Source organism: Roseovarius sp. M141, from assembly GCF_024355225.1.
Taxonomy (GTDB): Bacteria; Pseudomonadota; Alphaproteobacteria; order Rhodobacterales; family Rhodobacteraceae; genus Roseovarius.
The window spans coordinates 749,655-766,422 of record NZ_VCNH01000008.1; the positions used below are offsets into that span (position 1 = coordinate 749,655).

Annotated in this window: 14 protein-coding genes; 11 read left to right on the plus strand and 3 right to left on the minus strand. The window is 63.5% G+C overall.

Annotation, left to right across the window (positions count from 1 at the left end; all coding sequences use genetic code 11):
* Nucleotides 1–78 precede the first annotated feature (78 nt).
* From FGD77_RS07790 to FGD77_RS07845, 11 genes are all read left to right on the plus strand, one after another.
* On the plus strand, nt 79–1,140 hold the full coding sequence (locus FGD77_RS07790; protein ID WP_255008230.1) for an extracellular solute-binding protein: 1,062 nt from the start codon (nt 79–81) through the stop codon (nt 1,138–1,140).
* A complete protein-coding gene (locus FGD77_RS07795) occupies nt 1,140–1,988 on the plus strand; it encodes an ABC transporter permease (RefSeq protein WP_255008232.1) in 849 nt (282 codons plus the stop codon). Before FGD77_RS07790 ends, FGD77_RS07795 begins: the two co-directional genes overlap by 1 nt.
* Nucleotides 1,985–2,758 carry an ABC transporter permease gene (locus FGD77_RS07800; protein ID WP_255008235.1) on the plus strand — a complete coding sequence of 258 codons (774 nt, stop codon included), beginning with the start codon at nt 1,985–1,987 and terminating at the stop codon, nt 2,756–2,758. The genes FGD77_RS07795 and FGD77_RS07800 overlap by 4 nt, the downstream gene beginning before the upstream one ends.
* Nucleotides 2,755–3,798: an ABC transporter ATP-binding protein gene (locus tag FGD77_RS22425; RefSeq protein WP_369682710.1), complete on the plus strand. Its 1,044-nt coding sequence runs from the start codon at nt 2,755–2,757 to the stop codon at nt 3,796–3,798. Before FGD77_RS07800 ends, FGD77_RS22425 begins: the two co-directional genes overlap by 4 nt.
* A complete protein-coding gene (locus FGD77_RS07815; protein ID WP_255008236.1) occupies nt 3,795–4,526 on the plus strand; it encodes an MBL fold metallo-hydrolase in 732 nt (243 codons plus the stop codon). The genes FGD77_RS22425 and FGD77_RS07815 overlap by 4 nt, the downstream gene beginning before the upstream one ends.
* Before the next feature lie 224 nt (nt 4,527–4,750).
* A complete protein-coding gene (locus tag FGD77_RS07820; protein ID WP_255008238.1) occupies nt 4,751–5,392 on the plus strand; it encodes a paraquat-inducible protein A in 642 nt (213 codons plus the stop codon).
* A complete protein-coding gene (locus FGD77_RS07825; protein WP_255008240.1) occupies nt 5,389–6,039 on the plus strand; it encodes a paraquat-inducible protein A in 651 nt (216 codons plus the stop codon). The genes FGD77_RS07820 and FGD77_RS07825 overlap by 4 nt, the downstream gene beginning before the upstream one ends.
* Entirely contained in the window at nt 6,036–8,129 is a 2,094-nt protein-coding gene (locus tag FGD77_RS07830) for an MlaD family protein (RefSeq protein WP_255008243.1), read from the plus strand. The genes FGD77_RS07825 and FGD77_RS07830 overlap by 4 nt, the downstream gene beginning before the upstream one ends.
* A gap of 4 nt (nt 8,130–8,133) precedes the next feature.
* Entirely contained in the window at nt 8,134–8,700 is a 567-nt protein-coding gene (locus tag FGD77_RS07835; RefSeq protein WP_255008245.1) for a membrane integrity-associated transporter subunit PqiC, read from the plus strand.
* Between the two features lie 193 nt (nt 8,701–8,893).
* On the plus strand, nt 8,894–10,126 hold the full coding sequence (locus FGD77_RS07840; RefSeq protein ID WP_255008247.1) for an efflux RND transporter periplasmic adaptor subunit: 1,233 nt from the start codon (nt 8,894–8,896) through the stop codon (nt 10,124–10,126).
* A 64-nt stretch (nt 10,127–10,190) separates the two neighbouring features.
* Entirely contained in the window at nt 10,191–13,292 is a 3,102-nt protein-coding gene (locus tag FGD77_RS07845) for an efflux RND transporter permease subunit (protein ID WP_255008250.1), read from the plus strand.
* Nucleotides 13,293–13,435: 143 nt separating this feature from the next.
* On the opposite strand, the gene FGD77_RS07850 is transcribed toward FGD77_RS07845, so the two are convergent.
* From FGD77_RS07850 to gmd, 3 genes are read right to left on the minus strand one after another with little or no spacing between them, the layout of a single operon-like run.
* Nucleotides 13,436–14,602, minus strand: a complete 1,167-nt coding sequence (locus FGD77_RS07850) for a DegT/DnrJ/EryC1/StrS aminotransferase family protein (protein WP_255008252.1) — start codon at nt 14,600–14,602, stop codon at nt 13,436–13,438.
* Nucleotides 14,599–15,534 carry a GDP-L-fucose synthase gene (locus FGD77_RS07855; protein ID WP_255008254.1) on the minus strand — a complete coding sequence of 312 codons (936 nt, stop codon included), beginning with the start codon at nt 15,532–15,534 and terminating at the stop codon, nt 14,599–14,601. Before FGD77_RS07855 ends, FGD77_RS07850 begins: the two co-directional genes overlap by 4 nt.
* Nucleotides 15,531–16,646, minus strand: coding sequence for a GDP-mannose 4,6-dehydratase (gene gmd, locus FGD77_RS07860; RefSeq protein WP_255008257.1), 1,116 nt, complete (start codon nt 16,644–16,646; stop codon nt 15,531–15,533). Before gmd ends, FGD77_RS07855 begins: the two co-directional genes overlap by 4 nt.
* Nucleotides 16,647–16,768 lie beyond the last annotated feature (122 nt).

Consider the following 16,768-nt stretch of genomic DNA (forward strand, 5'->3'; position numbering starts at 1 on the left):
TGACTTCAAAATTGAAGCAACTCATTTTTTCACCCAAGAGGCGCGCCAGCCGCCCCATCCCAACAAGGAGAGACCGACATGACCCATTCCCCCCTGCGCCGCGCTTTGATGAGCAGCATCGCGATACTGGCGCTGCCCGCGGCCGCTATGGCCGCCGAAGACCTCAATGCGCTGGTCTGGTGCGATCACACCGACCCCGCCCTGATCAAGCCGTTCGAGCAGCAGCACGGCATCCGCGTCAACCTGCGCGAATACGAAGGCACCGCCACCGCGCTGGCCCTGCTGGAGCAGTCCCGCCCCGGCGACTGGGACGTTCTGGTGATCGACGCCATCGACGTGCCCCGCGCCGTCGATGCCGGGCTGATGGCCGAACTGCCTGCCGGTGACCTGCCGACAGCCGATTTCTGGCCCGGCGTCGCGATGGAGGCGCAGACTCAAGTGGACGGCAAGACCTACGCCGTGACCGAGAAATTCGGCTACAACACCATTTCCTTCAACGCGGACAAGGTCGATGCCGCCGACATGCAGGATCTGGCGACTGTCTGGAGCGACAAGTACAAGGACCGCATCGCCGTCTATGACTATTACCTGCCGGTCATGGGGCTTGCCGCGATTGCGAGCGGTCTGGAAACTGCAAATCTGACCGCCGATGACCTGCCCAGCATCAAAGAGACCCTGTTCACCATGAAGGAAAACGCGCGTTCGGTGGGCGAGGTCGTCGCCAGCCAGACCGCGCTGGCCACCGGCGAGGTCGATATCGTCATCGGCGGCGGCGAATGGCTGACCGCCGTTCTGGCCGAGGAACAGCCCGAGCTGACATGGACCATCCCCGATCAGGGCGCGGTGCGCTGGGCACAGTCCATCGGCGTGCTGGAAACCAGCGAGAGCAAGGATATGGCCGTCGAATTCGTCAAATACATCACCGGCCCCGAGGGGCAGGCGCGGCTGGCGACCTCGTCGTGCTACTGGGGGATGCCCGCGAACCAAAAGGCGGGCGAGCATCTGAGCGACGCGCAAAAGGACGTGCTGCGCTGGGACGACCAGCCCGACTACCTGAAGCGCGCGCAGCTCTACCCGTCGCCTGACGCCGGACTGGACGGCCAGATGCAGGATGTCTGGCTGGAAATGCTCCAGCACTGATGGCAAAGCCCGAGACGATACGCGGCTGGGGCTTCGTTGCCCCGGCCCTGCTCTGGACGCTGGCGTTCTTCGTCGTGCCGTTCGCCATCATGGCCGCGATGAGCCTTGCCACCCTCGACGGGCGCGAATTGATCTGGGGATTTTCGCTTGAAAACTACACGCGTCTTTTCGGGCAGAGCTACCTTCTGCGCGCCATCGTGGTATCGCTGGAAATCACTCTGACCGTCACGATCGTGTCGATTGTCCTCGCCTACCCGCTGGCCTGGATCATCGCCTATCGCGTGCCCGCGCGCTGGCAGAGACTAGCCCTCTTGCTGGCGATCCTGCCGTTCTGGACGTCCTATGTGGTGCGCTCCTACGCGTGGCTGCTGGTGCTTTCGCGCGAGGGGGTCATCAACCAGGCGCTGATCGGGTTGGGCGTGATATCCGAGCCGCTGACGCTGGCCTCGACCCGGTTCGCCACCGTCACCGGGTTCGTGCATTTCTTCGTCATGCTGCTGACGCTGACGATCTACGCCAACCTTATCCAACTGCCCGCGAACTACCGCCGTGCGGCAGTCGATCTGGGCGCCAGCAGTTGGCAGGCGTTCCGCCATGTCGTGCTGCCCCTGACGATGCCCGGCATTGCCACCGGCGCCTTTCTGACGTTTGTGCTGTGCATCGGCGACTACATCACGCCGCAGATCCTGGGCGGCAATAACGAGCTGACCGGCCCGCAGATCATCATGGTCCAGCTAGGGCGCGGCGCCAATTTTCCGCTGGCCGCCGCCATGTCGATCGTGCTGATGGCGCTGGTGACGCTGGCCTATCTGGCCGCCTCTCGCTGGCTGCGTCTGGCCCGGTTATGAGGCGCGCGCTCCCATGGATCTACATGGCGCTGGCCTACGCGTTCATCTTCCTGCCGGTGGTGACGCTGGTGCTGTTTTCCTTTCAGGACGGCCGCCTGCCGGTGCCACCCTTCAACGGGCCGACCCTGAAATGGTATGCCGACGTGCTCGGCGATTCCCGCCTGATGTCGGCGCTGCTCAATTCGCTGCTGGTCGGCGCAGGCTCTGCCGCGCTGTCCTGTGCCTTGGGGTTCCTTGCCGCCTACGGTCTTGCGCGGCACGTCCTGCCCGGCACGCTGTTCCTGCGGGGCCTGCTGATCGCGCCGATGACGGTCAGCTACCTGATCATCGGCCTTGGCCTTCTGATCGTATTCAACAATTACGGCCCCGGCCCGTCGCTCTGGGCCGCCGGCGTCGGCCATGTGGTGATCAACCTGCCGCTGGCCTTTGCCATCATCTACGCCTCGATGGGGGCGCAGCAGGAGAACGCCGAGCGCGCGGCGCGTGATCTTGGCGCCAGCGAGTGGCGCGTGCTGGCGCTGGTGACGATCCCGATGCTGGCGCCCGCGATCCTTGCCGCATTTTTCCTGTGCCTCACGCTCAGCTGGGACGAATTCATCATCGCGTTCCTGATGACCCGCTTCGACGTGACCCTCCCGGTCGAGATCTGGAGCCTGCTGCGCTCGGGTCTGTCGCCGCGCACGAACGCCATCGGGAGCCTCGTCTTTCTGATCTCGGTCGCGCTCGTGATCGGGCTGGAACTGTTTATCTTCGGAAGGAAACGCCGTTGACCGCCCCCATTTCCCTGTCCGGCATCAGCCACGATTTCGGCGATTTTCGTGCCTTGGACGATATCAACCTTGAAATCGAGGCGGGCGAATACATCGTCCTCCTTGGCCCCTCGGGCTGTGGCAAGACGACCCTGCTGTCGGTCCTTGGCGGGTTCATCAAGCCGGGGCACGGCACTGTTGTGATCGGCGGGCACGATATGACCGGCGTGGCCCCGGCCAAGCGGCCCACGACCACGATGTTTCAGGATTACGCGCTGTTTCCGCATATGAATCTGCGTGACAATGTGGGTTTCGGCCCCCGCATGGCGGGCGTCGGCAAGGCGGCGCGTAACGCCAAGGCGGATGAACTGCTGGATCTCGTCGGCCTGCGCGATGCCGCCCTCAAACGCCCCTATGCCCTGTCGGGTGGGCAACGCCAGCGCGTCGCGCTGGCCCGCAGCCTTGCCGTCGATCCTGACGTTTTGCTGCTGGACGAACCGCTGGGCGCGCTGGACCTGAAACTGCGTCACTCCATGCAGGACGAGCTGAAGCAGATCCAGCGCAAGATTGGCACGACCTTCGTGCATGTCACCCACGACCAGGAGGAGGCGATGGCCATCGCCGACCGCATCGTCGTGATGAACGGCGGGCGGATCGAGGATTGCGGCCCGCCGGATCGGGTGTACCGGCGGCCCGGATCGCTGTTCGCCGCCGGTTTCATGGGCGAGATGAACCGCATACCGGCCAGCCGCCAAGGTGCGTTGATAGAGACTGATCTGGGCGCCTTGCCCGCGCCGGACGGCACGCCGACAGGCGCGCTCACCCTCTGCCTGCGGCCCGAACAGATCGGCATGGGCAAGGGCGGCTGGGATATGGGGCGCGCGCGCATCACCGACGCCGCCTTCTTTGGCACGCATTTCCGCTGCCACCTGCGCCCCGAGGCCGCGCCGGACCTTGCCCTGATCGCGCATCTGCCGCCCGATGCCCGGCCAGAGATCGGCAGCAGTGTCACCCTTTCGGCCGATCCCGCCGACCTGTCGATTTTCGAGGCCCGGACATGAAACGCGCAAAGCCTCAGGATTGGTATCGCACCGACAGGCGCGCCGATGATGTCACCTATATATGCGAGCCGCATATCGAGGAATTCTACCGCTGCAACATGTGGCACGTCCGGGGCCGCGACCGCGATATGCTGGTCGATAGCGGGATGGGCGTGGTGTCCTTGCGCGAATGGGTGCCGCTCGTGACCGAGCGCGCCCTGACGGCAGTGGCCAGCCACACCCATTTCGACCACATCGGTTGTCATCACGAATTCGACGACCGCTGCGTGCATGAGGCCGAGGCGCACATATTGGCGGACCCCACCAATGCCGCGACCTTGGCCGATCCCTACGTCACCGACGAGATTTTCACGCAACTGCCGCCGCTGCCCTATGGCTCTGCCGATTACAGGCTCAAATCCGCCCCGGCGACCCGTATTCTAAGCGATGGCGATATGATCGATCTGGGCGACCGCGCGTTCGAGGTGATCCACACACCCGGCCATTCCCCCGGCGGCATTGCCCTGTGGGAAACGCGGACCGGGATCCTGTTTTCCGGCGATATCGTCTATGACGGGCCGCTGATTGAGGACACGTATCATGCCGATGCTGCTGATTATCACCGCTCGATGGTGCGGCTGTATGATCTGCCGGTGCAGGTCGTGCATGGCGGCCATTTTCCCAGCTATGGCGCGGACCGCCATCGCCAGATCATCAAGGATTGGTTGCAAGCGCATGAGCGGCTGTAGCGGTGCCGTTTTCAGGCGGGTTTGAGGGGGCGCGCGCCTGCCGCCATCCTGCGATTCGCCGACCACCGCCGTCAAATTACGGAAGTGAAAGGAAACGTTAGGTTAATTATTTCTGATAAAATCAGGATCTTATCCATATTTTGATCACATTTCCGTCCGCGCCCGTCGCTACCCGCACCAAGCCAGCTTGCGGTTGCCGCAAACACCCGCGACAATACAGGCGGATGAACCAGACGCACGCACCACAAGACGGCCTGACACACGATGAGCTTGACCAGCTTATCGCCTGTCCGCATTGCGACCTGGTGTATTCCACGCCGCATGTGGCGCAGGACGAACGCGCCTATTGCCACAGATGTCATTCTGTCCTGATCGCGCCGCGCCGCAAGGCCGGCAAACGGCTGATCGCGCTGGCCAGCAGTATTTTGATCCTGATTACCGGGGCGATGTTCTTTCCCTTTCTGTCGATCGGGGCGGGGGGGCTGCATCACGGCACGTCGATCGTGCAGACCAGCCTTGCCTTTACCGGCATGCTGGCGGTGCTGACGCCGGCCATTCTGGCCTTTATCGTCATCATCCCGATGGCGCGCCTGTTCCTGCTGATCTACGTGCTGGTGCCGGTCATACAGGACAAACCGCCGGCGCGGCTGGCACGGCCGGCCTTTCGTCTGGCCGAGGATCTGACGCCATGGTCCATGGCCGAGATTTTCGCCATCGGTTGCGCCGTCGCATTGGTCAAGCTCAGCGATCTGGCCGAGGTCAGCCTGGGCCCCGCCGCATGGATGTTTGCGGTGCTGATGATCATCTTCGTGATGACCGACAGCCTGATGTGCCGCTATTCGATCTGGAAATCGCTGGAGCCATGAGAACAGCGCGTGAAATGGGCCTGATCGGCTGCCAGCGCTGCACGCGCGTGTCCCCTGCGGGCACCGAAATCTGCGCGCGCTGTGGGGGCAAGGTCCAGTCGCGCGACCCGATGTCGCTGCAAAAGGTGATGGCGTGGTGGGCGCTGGGCGTGGCCTGCTATATCCCCGGCAACCTCTATCCGATGCTTGAGACGAAAACGCTGGTCAACTCGCAGAGCAGCACGATCATCGGCGGCGCGGTGGAACTGGCCCATCATGGTGCCTGGGGCGTCGCGATCATCATCCTGCTTGCCAGTGCCGTCATTCCGATGGCCAAGTTCATTATCATCCTTGGGCTTGTCATCGGCGTGCGGCGCGGGCCGCAGGTTTCTGAGGGGCGGCGCCAAAAGCTGTACGAGGTTGTCGAATATATCGGCCGCTGGTCGATGGTCGACGTGTTTGTCGTCGCGGTCCTGTCGTCCCTGGTGCAGTTGCAAACTCTGGTAAATATATCACCCGGACCGGCGAGTATCTTTTTCGCTTTGTCCGTCATCTTCACCATGATATCCGCACAAAGCTTCGACAGTCGGCTGATCTGGGATACGGGCAAGTCGCCCAAGCCTGAATTACCGCCCGAACCTACGGCTCATAAGGAACGCTCGGCGTGACACAAGGCAATCAGACACCGCCCCTCCCGCCGGTCAAACCCGCAGGCCAAAGCCCGTTCAGGCGCCTGTCGATGGTTTGGATCATCCCGGCCATTGCGTTGTTCGCAGTGGTTGGCGTGGCGGTCAAAACGTATCTCGACCGCGGTCCGGTGATCGAAATCGCGTTTGAGAATGCCTCGGGCATATCGGCGGGGGCGACGGAATTGCGGTATCGCGATGTGACCGTCGGCATGGTCGAGAAGATCGGTTTCACCGACGGGCTGGACCGGGTGATGGTGTCGGTGCGCCTGAACAAGGAGGTTACCGATTACGTCGATGCCGACGCCCAGTTCTGGGTGGTGCGTCCGGAGGTGACAGCCCAAGGGGTCTCGGGGCTGGCTACGGTGTTGTCTGGCGTCTACATCGAAGGGCTGTGGGACAGTGAGCCTAGCGGAGCGCGTCGCAAATTCGACGGCCTCAGCGATGCCCCGCTGGAGCGGTTGAACCAGAAGGGCCTGCTGCTGACGCTGCGCGCTGCCGGAAAGGCGTCCCTGACCGAGGGCGCGCCGGTGATTTATCAGGGCATAACCGTGGGCAAGATCGGCAGGACGTCGATCAGCGATGACGGCAGCACCGCCGAGGCGCAGGCGATCATATTCGAGCCACATGACCGGCTGATCGACAGCGCGACCCGGTTCTGGGATACGTCGGGTTTCTCCTTTACGCTGGGGCCGGGTGGTGCGGCGCTGGATTTCTCGTCCATCGCGTCGCTGATTTCGGGCGGCGTGACCTTTGCCACGATGGTATCGGGCGGTGTCCCGCTGGAGCAAGGGGCAGTCATGTCGATCTATGCCGATGAGGCATCGGCGCGCGCTGCCGTCTTCTCGAGAGACGAAGGCAAGACGTTGACTCTGTCGGCGGTGTTCGAGGACAACATTGCCGGGCTTGCCGTCGACGCCCCCGTCGACATGGCCGGGCTGAATATCGGGCGCGTTTCAGCGCTGAACGGTCTGGTGGATCCCGAAACCTTTGGTGACAATCGCGTGCGTCTGGTCGCAACCCTGACGATCCAGCCCGGGCGGCTGGGGCTTGAGGGCAAAAAGGATGATACGACGGCGATGGAGTTTCTCAGCACGCGGGTAAAGGGCGGGCTGCGCGCGCGGCTGGCAACCGCGTCGATCCTGACAGGCGGCCTGAAGGTCGAGCTGACCGAGGTGCCGGATGCGCCCCCCGCCGAAATTGTTGCCCTGCCCGAGGGCGGCGCGCGTATCCCCACCACCGCAAGCGACATATCGGATGTCGCCGCCACCGCCGAGGGCGTGTTCAATCGCATCAACAACCTGCCCGTCGAAGAGATCATGAATCAGGTGCTCAGTCTTTTGGGCAACGCCAACGCGCTGATCACCAGCGAGGGCGTGCGCAACGCACCAGAGACGCTGAACAGCCTTCTGGTCGACGCCCGCGATGTCATCACATCGGACGATATCAAGGCGCTGCCCGGTCAGCTGAGCGGCGTGATCGACAGGCTTGCGACGCTGATCGATGGCTTCAACAGTCAGGAATTGTCCAACCGTCTGGGCAAGGCGCTGGATGACGCCGCCGAGGCGGCAAGCGGGGTGAATGCGGCGGTCGAGGGCGTGCCGGACCTGGTCGCGCGCATCAATGCGGTTGCCGCCAATGTCGAAAAGGTCGCCATCGACAAGATGGCAGACCAGATGACCGAACTGCTGACCACCGTCGACAGCTACCTGAACCAGACCAGCACAAGGGAGCTGCCCGCCAGCCTCAACATGTCGCTGACCGAGCTGAGCGCAGTCCTGACCCAGCTGCGCGAGGCCGGCGTCGTCGAGACGGCCAAGAATACGCTGAACTCGGCCAGCAATGCCGCCGACAGGATTGCGGATGCCAGCGCCGATCTGCCCAAGCTGATCGAACAGGCGCGCCGGGTTCTGGCGCAGGCGGGCACGACCATCGAGGGCTATCAGGCCAATACCGGCCTTGGCCGGGATGCCCGCGATGCGCTGCGCGAGGTGCAGCGCGCCGCGCAGGCCGTTTCGTCGCTGGCCCGCGCGATCGAACGCAATCCAAATTCCCTTCTGACAGGAAAATGATGCCATGTTGAAAACAGGAACACTCGCCATGCTCGGCGCTGCCGCTACGCTCGCGGCCTGCGGCGGCACTCCGGACGAGCGCGTCGCGGTCCCCCGCACCGATCCGGTCCAAAGCCAGCGCATTTCCTACAGTACGGTCGCCCTGCGCGAGGTGTCGCTGCCGACCTATGCCGCGTCCGAGGAGATATACGTCTCCGGCCCCGGTGGCGTCATCAGCCCTGACGAGGGTCTGCTATGGGCCGATGAGCCGGGCCGCGCGATCACGCTGGAACTGACGCGCTATCTGGCGCAGATCACCGGCGCGCGCGTCGCGTCCGAGCCGTGGCCGTTCGTCGACCGCGCTCAGGTCGAACTGGAGCTGCGGGTCGAGGAAATGCTGGCCCATGTCGACGGCACCTTCCGCCTGTCCGGCCAGTATTTCGTCGCGCCCGAGAATGGCCGTGACCGGGCGAACCTGTTTGCGGTGGTCGTGCCGATTGGCGGCACATTCAGCGCGCAGGACATCGCCGCCGCGCGCGGCTCTGCCGTGCGACAGCTGGCGGGCGAGATCGCAGCCAAGGGCCTGCGCTGACCGGGTGCAGACCTTTGGGGCGGGTGACGATTTTTCGCGAAAAATCGGGCGCTTGGCCATGGGCGCGTCCTGCACCGTTCCTCAAAGTTGTCTTTTCACGTAATGGTGCGCCGCCGCCCCTTGCCGCAGATGCCATATTGACTATTGTCCGCGGGGTTGGACACGCATGCCTATTTATCTGGACTCTGTACATATGACCCATTTCCTTTCTGTCGCGCGCCGTGTGGCGTTGCTGATCGCCCCGCTTGTTTTGGCTGTCCCGGCGCTTGCGCAGCAAGGGGACAGGCCGCCCCCCGCCGTGACCGTGGTGACGGTCGAGGCGCAGGATGTCGATCTGACCACCACTTTGCCGGGCCGCGTCGTCGCTTCGGCTGAGGCGGAGGTGAGACCGCAGGTGGCGGGCATCATCACCGAGCGCCTGTTTCACGAGGGCGGGCGCGTTGAGGAAGGCGATATCCTGTACAAGATAGATCCGGCCAGCTACGACGCCGCCGTCGCACAGGCCAAGGCCGCCGTCGCGCAGGCGCAGGCGCAGGTCAAGGCCAGCCGCCGCGAGGCCGAGCGGCTCGAGACACTTTCGCAGCGCAACGTGATCAGCGAACAGGCACTGGATTCCGCCATCGCCGACCGCGACGGCGCTATTGCCAGCCTTCAGGCCGCGCAGGCGCAGCTGCAATCCGCCGAAATCGAGAAGGACCGCACCATGATCCGCGCGCGCCTGTCAGGCGAAATTGGCCGCTCGATGGTCAGCCCCGGCGCGCTTGTGACGGCCAGTCAGCAGTCCCCGCTGGCAACCGTCCGCAACATCGATCCCGTCTATGTAGACGTGACGCAATCGGCGGCGGAAATGCTGGACTTTCGCCGTGGCAACCGCGGCGACCAGACCAAGAGCCAATCGCAAGAGGTCAAGCTGACGCTGGCCGATGGTACGGTGTTCAAGCAATCGGGCCATTTGACGGCGGCAGAGCCTGTGGTCAATCCGCTGACCGGGGTCGTTGTGTTGCGCATTACCTTTGATAATCCGGACCAGCTGTTGCTGCCGGGCATGTATGTACAGGCTGAAATGCCCAGCGGACAAGCCGAGGGCGCGTTTTTGGTGCCCCAAGAGGGCGTCTCGCGCAACCGCCGTGGCCAGCCAACCGCGCTGGTCGTCGGGCAGGACGGCACGGTCGAGCAACGCGTGCTGACGGTGCAGCAGGATCTGGATCGTTACTGGGTCGTCACGGACGGACTGAAGGGTGGCGACCGCATCATCGTCGATGGTCTGCAAAAGGCATCTCCGGGCGCCGTGGTGACACCGCAGGAACGCGAGAGCGCCGAAGCCGCCACGGCGGCACCCGACATGGCCGCCCCCGAACAGGCCGCGCCAGAGCCGGAAGCAGAGCCAGAAGGCGATCCCGCCGCCCCCGAAAAGCCCGCCGAATAACCTTCCGATTTTGCACCAGTCCCCTGTTGCATATCTGATCCCGATCTGACCGGAGCGCCCCAGCATGGCACGTTTTTTCATTGACCGACCGATCTTTGCCTGGGTCATTTCGATCTTCATCATGGGCGTCGGCATTCTGTCCATCGTGACCCTTCCGGTTGCGCAATACCCCGAAATCGCGCCGCCGACGGTGTCGGTCAACGCCTCGTATCCCGGTGCCAGCGCCGAAACGGTGGCCAATACCGTCACGCAGGTGATCGAACAGCAGATGACCGGTCTGGACGGGCTGCGCTATATTTCCTCCAGTTCGACCAGTGCGGGTGGCGCCAGTATCACGCTGACGTTCGAGACCGGGACAGACGCCGACATCGCACAGGTGCAGGTCCAGAATAAGCTGGCGCAAGCCTCCGCGCTGCTGCCCGAGCCGGTGCAGCGGCAGGGTGTGACGGTGCAAAAATCGTCCTCGGGCTTCCTGATGGTGATCGCGCTGATTGCCGAGAACGGCGATTATGACGCGACCGATCTGGGCGACTACCTGAGCAGCAACATGTTGAACGAGCTGAGCCGCGTCGATGGCGTCGGCAACGTCCAGGTGTTTGGCGCGCAATATGCAATGCGGATCTGGCTGGACCCGTCCAAGCTGGCCGCGTTCGAGCTGACACCGGCGGATGTGGTCAATGCCGTGCGTGCGCAGAACGCGCAGATCTCGGCGGGTGAGTTCGGCTCGCGGCCCGCGGTTGACGGGCAGGTTCTGAACGCCACGATCACGGCGCAATCGCTGCTGACCACGCCCGAGGATTTCCGCCAGATCGTGATCCGCGCCGAAACCGACGGCGGTCTGGTGCTGGTCAACGACGTCGCGCGGGTCGAACTGGGCGCGGAAAACTACGGCACGATTTCGCGCTTTAACCAGCAGGCGGCGTCGGGCTTGGCGATCAGTCTGGCGTCCGGCGCCAACGCGCTGGACACCGCCCGGGCGGTCGAGGCGCGGGTGGAGGAACTGGCTGAGTTCTTCCCCGAGGGGGTCGAATATGTGATCCCTTACGACACCACGCCGTTCGTCGAGATTTCCATCGAAGAGGTGGTCAAGACACTGATCGAGGCCATCATCCTCGTCTTCCTCGTGATGTATCTATTCCTGCAAAACCTGCGCGCGACACTGATTCCGACGCTGGCGGTTCCGGTCGTGCTGCTGGGTACGTTCGGGATACTGTCGCTGCTGGGCTATTCGATCAATACGTTGACGATGCTGGCCATGGTCCTGTCCATCGGCCTGTTGGTCGATGACGCCATCGTCGTGGTCGAAAACGTCGAACGGATCATGGAGCAGGAGGGGCTGAGCCCCAAGGAAGCCACGCGCAAGTCGATGGGCGAGATCACCGGCGCGCTGATCGGCATTGCCGTCGTCCTGTCGGCGGTGTTCGTTCCGATGGCCTTCTTTCCCGGCTCCACCGGGGTGATTTACAAACAATTCTCGGTCACGATCATCTCGGCCATGTTTTTGTCGGTCATCGTGGCGCTGACGCTGACGCCGGCCCTGTGCGCGACGCTGCTGCAAGCCAAGCATACCGGCGCAACGCAGCGCGGCCCGTTTGGCCTGTTCAACCGCGGCTTCGAGAGGCTGCTGGGCGGCTATGCAGGCACGGTGGGCTGGATGGTCAGTCGGCCGGTGCGGATGGGCATCGTCTACCTGGCCATCGTCGCGGTGATGGTGGGCCTGTTCCTGCGCACGCCCGAAGGGTTTCTGCCCGAAGAGGATCAGGGCATCATGTTCACCCTGATCCAGGGCCCGACCGGCACCACGGCCGAGCAGACGATGGACGTATTGAAGCAAGTCGAAAACTACTACCTGACGCAGGAATCGGACATGGTGGAATCCGTGTTCGGCGTTGTCGGGTTCAGCTTTGCCGGGCAGGGTCAGAACCTGGGGCTCGCCTTCGTGCGGCTCAAGGATTGGAGCGAACGCGAAGAGGCGGCACTAAGCGTTCAGGCGCTGGCGGGCCGTGCCTTTGGCGCGTTCAGTCAGATCAAGGGGGCGATGGTGTTCCCCATCGTGCCGCCGTCGGTGATCGAACTGGGCAACGTGTCGGGTTTTGATTTCTACGTGCAGGCGCGTGGCGGACAGACGCATGAGCAGCTGCTTCAGGCGCGCAATCAGATGCTGGGAATGGCTGCCGAAAGCCAACTGATCGCCAGCGCCCGGCCCAGCGGGTTGGAGGATGCGGCGCAGTTCAATCTGGATATCGACTGGCGCCGTGCGGGCGCGATGGGCGTGTCTGCCACGGATGTCGGCACCTTGCTCAGCACCGCGTGGGCGGGCACCTATGTCAACGATTTCGTCGACGAGGGTCGGATCAAGCGGGTCTATGTGCAGGGCCAGGCGGACGCGCGCAGTGCCCCGTCGGACATTGAAAAATGGCGCGTGCGCAACGCCAATGGCGGGCTGGTGCCGTTTTCGAACTTCGTCACCGAGGGATGGGCGCAGGGTCCGCAGGGCGTGAACCGCTATAACGGCGTGCCGTCGATGCAGATCCAGGGCTCGCCCGCGCCGGGTGTGTCCACTGGTGAGGCGATTGCCGAAATCCATCGTCTGGCCGAGCAACTTCCGCCCGGTTTCCAGATTTCGCTGACCGGTCTTTCCCTGGAAGAACAGGAATCGGGCAGTAAGGCGCCGTTGCTCTATGCGCTGTCGCTGGCCGCGATCTTTCTTGCGCTGGCGGCGCTGTACGAATCCTGGTCGATCCCCTTTGCGGTGATGCTGGCCATGCCTATCGGCGTGTTGGGCGCGCTGGCCGGGGCATATTTCGGCGGGTTCGAAAACGGTGTCTTTTTCCAGGTGGGCCTGCTGACGGTGATCGGTCTGACCGGCAAGAACGCGATCCTGATCGTAGAGTTCGCGCGTGACAAACGCGAGGCGGGCGAGACGATATTTGAGGCAGCGGTCGATGCCGCGCGGCAGCGGTTTCGGCCCATCATCATGACATCGATGGCGTTTTCGCTGGGTGTCCTTCCGCTGGTGCTCAGCTCTGGCGCGGGGTCCGGCGGGCGTACCGCGATCGGTACCGGTGTTCTGTCGGGGACCATTTCTGCGACCGTTCTGGGCGTCCTGTTCGTGCCGCTGTTCTTTGCCGTGATCGCGCGCATGAGCCGTCGCAAGGATGGTTAAAGCGGGGGCAGCGTGCCCATGATATATCGGGGTAGTGCCGATTTGATGAGACAGCCGCCGATGCGATCATCGGCGGCTGTCTCATTTTCTGGGGCAAGGCGGCGCGAAACGCGGCCTTGGAATTTGGGCCTCAAATGCCGGTATCAGAACGCGGCGAGCTGCGTGATCGCTTCGTCTATGGGGTAGTGGTGGTTGCCGACGAACAGGCCGCGCGTATCCAGGTAATCGGCATTGGGCAGATCGCCGTGGATGTCGAAATTGAAATGCTTGACGATTTCCTTGCGGGCGAAATTGCCCGCGACGATGGGCCTGCATTCAAAGCCAAGCGCCTCAAGCCCGCGCACCACATCGGCGCGGCTGCCCGGCAGGTCGGGGCGCAGCATCAGGCTGAAGCCGAACCAGCTGCTGTGGCCGATTTCGCGCTGGATGGTGAATTTCGGATGGTCCTGCATCGCCGCTGTGAAGGCTGCGCCATTGGCGCGCCGCCCGGCGATCAGCCCGTCCAGCTTGGCCAGTTGCGCGATCCCCAGCGCGCCAGACATTTCCAGCGGGCGCAAGTTGTAGCCGGGCAGCACGAAGCGAAAGCTCTCCTCGAACGCGTCGTCGCTTTTGCTGCCGGTGACGTGGTTTTCCGCGGGCAGGTTGCGCGTCCAGCCATGGGCGCGCAAGGATAGCATGACATGGTACAGTTCTTCGTCGTCGGTCACGACAACGCCGCCCTCCATGGTCGAGATATGGTGGGAAAAGAAAGTCGAGAAGGTGCCCATGACGCCGAACGTGCCGCATTGGCGGCCGCCGAAGCGTGCGCCCATGGATTCGCAATTATCCTCGATCATGACGATATTGCGCCCGCCCGTAATCTGCGCGACGGCATCAAAATCATTGGGGTTGCCCAGCAGGTTGACCACCATCAGCGCGCGGGTGCGGTCCGTCACGGCGTCCTTGAGCGCGTCCAGATCGTAGTTCAACGTATCGAGGTCGATATCGACGAATTTCAGCTTCAGCCCGTATTGGTGCAGCGGGTAGTAAGTGGTGGACCACGACACCGCGGGCACGATCACCTCGTCGCCGGGCGACAGTTTCAGATCGGGGTTTGACGTGTAGGCCAGCGCCGCCACCATCAGCAGGTTGGCCGACGATCCCGAATTGACCATGACCGCGAATTTACTGCCGAAATGGGCGGCAAAGCGACGCTCGAACTCGGCGACCTCGGCGCCCATGGTGAAGCGGTCAGACGCGATGACGCGTTGCAGCGCGTCCTGTTCGGCGTGATCCCAGGACGATGTGGCAAGGGGGAAACGGGCGCTCATGAGGACTGCCTTTCGAGGAAGAATTGATAGGTGGCGGCCATGCCGGCGCGCAGGTCCGTCTGCGGTGCCCAGCCCCAGGCCTGCTGGCGCGACGTATCGCACAGCTTTTGCTTCATGCCGGTGGGTTTGGACAGGTCATGGGCGAATGTGCCCTGCCAGTCGACCACTTCGGCGGCGGCGCGGTAATAGTCGGTGACCGAATGGTCATGGCCCACGCCGACATTCATCAGATCGGGCAGGGCGTCCATATCGGCGGCGGCGCGCAGGACGGCATCCGCCAGATCGCCCGCATACATGAACTCGCGCCGCGCAGTGCCGTCGCCCCAGATGTCGACGGTGTCGTGGCCTGTCATCTGCGCCTCGTGCAGCTTGGCGATGACGGCGGGCACCATATGCGAGGTGGCGGCGTCGAAGCTGTCGTGCCGCCCGTAAAGGTTGCAGGGGATCAGCGTTTTATACAGCAGATCGGGCGTTTCCGTGCGGATGTATTGGCAAAGGCGCAGCGCCATGATCTTGGCCAGCGCGTAGCCTTCGTTCGTCGGCTCCAGCGGACCGGTCAGAACGGCCTCTTCGGCCAGCGGACCCGGCGCGGCGCGCGGATAGATGCAGGTAGAGGCGAGGTTGATCAGATGCGGGACGTTTGCGGCGCGGGCCCCCATGATGACATTGCGCCCGATAGTGGTGTTGATGTCCAGAAAATCGACAGGATTTGCCATGTTGGCCTGGATGCCGCCGACCTTGCCCGCCGCATGGATGACGATATCGGGCTTCTCTGCCTGTAGATATGCGGCTGTCGCGGTGGCATCGGTCAGGTCCAAGTCGCGGCTGGAGGGCGCCAGAATGGTCCAGTCGGCGGCGCGCGGATGCTCGCGGATGTTGCTACCGACCATGCCGTTTCCACCGGTCAGCAACAGGGTGCCGCGGCGGCTCATGCGTCGTGCCCGGGCGCGCTGTCATAGCCATGCGCGCTCAGCAGCGCCTGCCGGCGCGCGGCGCGCAGATCCTCGGCCACCATTTCGGCGCACATCTCGCGCGCGGTGATCTCTGGCTGCCAGCCCAGCTTGGCCTTGGCCTTGGACGGATCGCCCAGCAGCGTTTCCACCTCGGCGGGGCGGAAATAGCGCGGATCGATGCGCATCACCACTTGGCCGGGTTTGAGGCCGGGCGCGTTGTCCCCGTCGATCTGCCGCACGATGGCGATCTCGTCCAGACCGGTCCCCTCAAACCCCAGCGTGACGCCCAGATCGGCGGCTGCCCAGGTGATGAAATCGCGCACCGAATGTTGCACCCCGGTGGCGATCACGAAATCCTCGGGGGTGTCCTGTTGCAGCATCATCCACTGCATGCGCACGTAATCCTTGGCATGGCCCCAGTCGCGCAAGGAATCGATATTGCCCATGTACAGCATATCCTCCAGCCCCTGCGCGATATTGGCCAGCCCGCGGGTGATCTTGCGGGTGACGAACGTCTCGCCCCGGCGCGGGCTTTCGTGGTTGAACAGAATGCCGTTGCAGGCATACATCCCGTAAGCCTCGCGGTAATTGACGGCGATCCAGTAGGCGTAAAGTTTGGCCACGCCGTAGGGCGAGCGCGGGTGGAACGGCGTGGTTTCGGTCTGCGGCGTCTCCTGCACCAGTCCGTACAGCTCGGAGGTGGAGGCCTGATAGAACCGGCAGGTCTTTTCCATCCCCAGAAAGCGCATCGCCTCAAGCAGGCGCAGGGTGCCGATGGCATCGACATCGGCCGTATATTCCGGCGCCTCGAAGCTGACGGCGACATGGCTCTGCGCGCCCAGATTATAGATCTCGTCGGGCTGGATCTCGGACAGCAGGCGCGTCAGGTTCGATGTGTCGGTCAGATCGCCGTAATGCAGGCGGAAGCGCGGCTCTTCGTGAATATCGCGGAACAGATGATCAACCCGCTGGGTGTTGAAGGACGACGCGCGACGTTTCAGCCCGTGCACCTCATAGCCCTTGTCCAGCAGCAGCTCGACCAGATAAGAGCCATCCTGACCCGTGGTGCCGGTAACGAAAGCTGTCTTCATCATCGTCTCCGTTCAATATCCCGTTGGCCGACACGCAGATATACCGCGATGCCCCTTGCCGGGATAGGCCACCGGACAGGCCCATGCAAGGTGACAGGGCGGCGGGGTTGTCGCGCCGCAGG

What these genes read in the sequence shown, in the direction of transcription:
- FGD77_RS07815 (WP_255008236.1), top strand. Translation starts at nt 3,795, where the DNA reads ATGAAACGCGCAAAGCCTCAGGATTGGTATCGCACCGACAGGCGCGCC.
- FGD77_RS07840 (WP_255008247.1), top strand. Translation starts at nt 8,894, where the DNA reads ATGACCCATTTCCTTTCTGTCGCGCGCCGTGTGGCGTTGCTGATCGCC.
- FGD77_RS07855 (WP_255008254.1), bottom strand. Translation starts at nt 15,534, where the DNA reads ATGAGCCGCCGCGGCACCCTGTTGCTGACCGGTGGAAACGGCATGGTC.
- FGD77_RS07795 (WP_255008232.1), top strand. Translation starts at nt 1,140, where the DNA reads ATGGCAAAGCCCGAGACGATACGCGGCTGGGGCTTCGTTGCCCCGGCC.
- FGD77_RS07835 (WP_255008245.1), top strand. Translation starts at nt 8,134, where the DNA reads ATGTTGAAAACAGGAACACTCGCCATGCTCGGCGCTGCCGCTACGCTC.
- FGD77_RS07800 (WP_255008235.1), top strand. Translation starts at nt 1,985, where the DNA reads ATGAGGCGCGCGCTCCCATGGATCTACATGGCGCTGGCCTACGCGTTC.
- FGD77_RS07820 (WP_255008238.1), top strand. Translation starts at nt 4,751, where the DNA reads ATGAACCAGACGCACGCACCACAAGACGGCCTGACACACGATGAGCTT.
- FGD77_RS07825 (WP_255008240.1), top strand. Translation starts at nt 5,389, where the DNA reads ATGAGAACAGCGCGTGAAATGGGCCTGATCGGCTGCCAGCGCTGCACG.
- FGD77_RS07850 (WP_255008252.1), bottom strand. Translation starts at nt 14,602, where the DNA reads ATGAGCGCCCGTTTCCCCCTTGCCACATCGTCCTGGGATCACGCCGAA.
- gmd (WP_255008257.1), bottom strand. Translation starts at nt 16,646, where the DNA reads ATGAAGACAGCTTTCGTTACCGGCACCACGGGTCAGGATGGCTCTTAT.
- FGD77_RS07845 (WP_255008250.1), top strand. Translation starts at nt 10,191, where the DNA reads ATGGCACGTTTTTTCATTGACCGACCGATCTTTGCCTGGGTCATTTCG.
- FGD77_RS07790 (WP_255008230.1), top strand. Translation starts at nt 79, where the DNA reads ATGACCCATTCCCCCCTGCGCCGCGCTTTGATGAGCAGCATCGCGATA.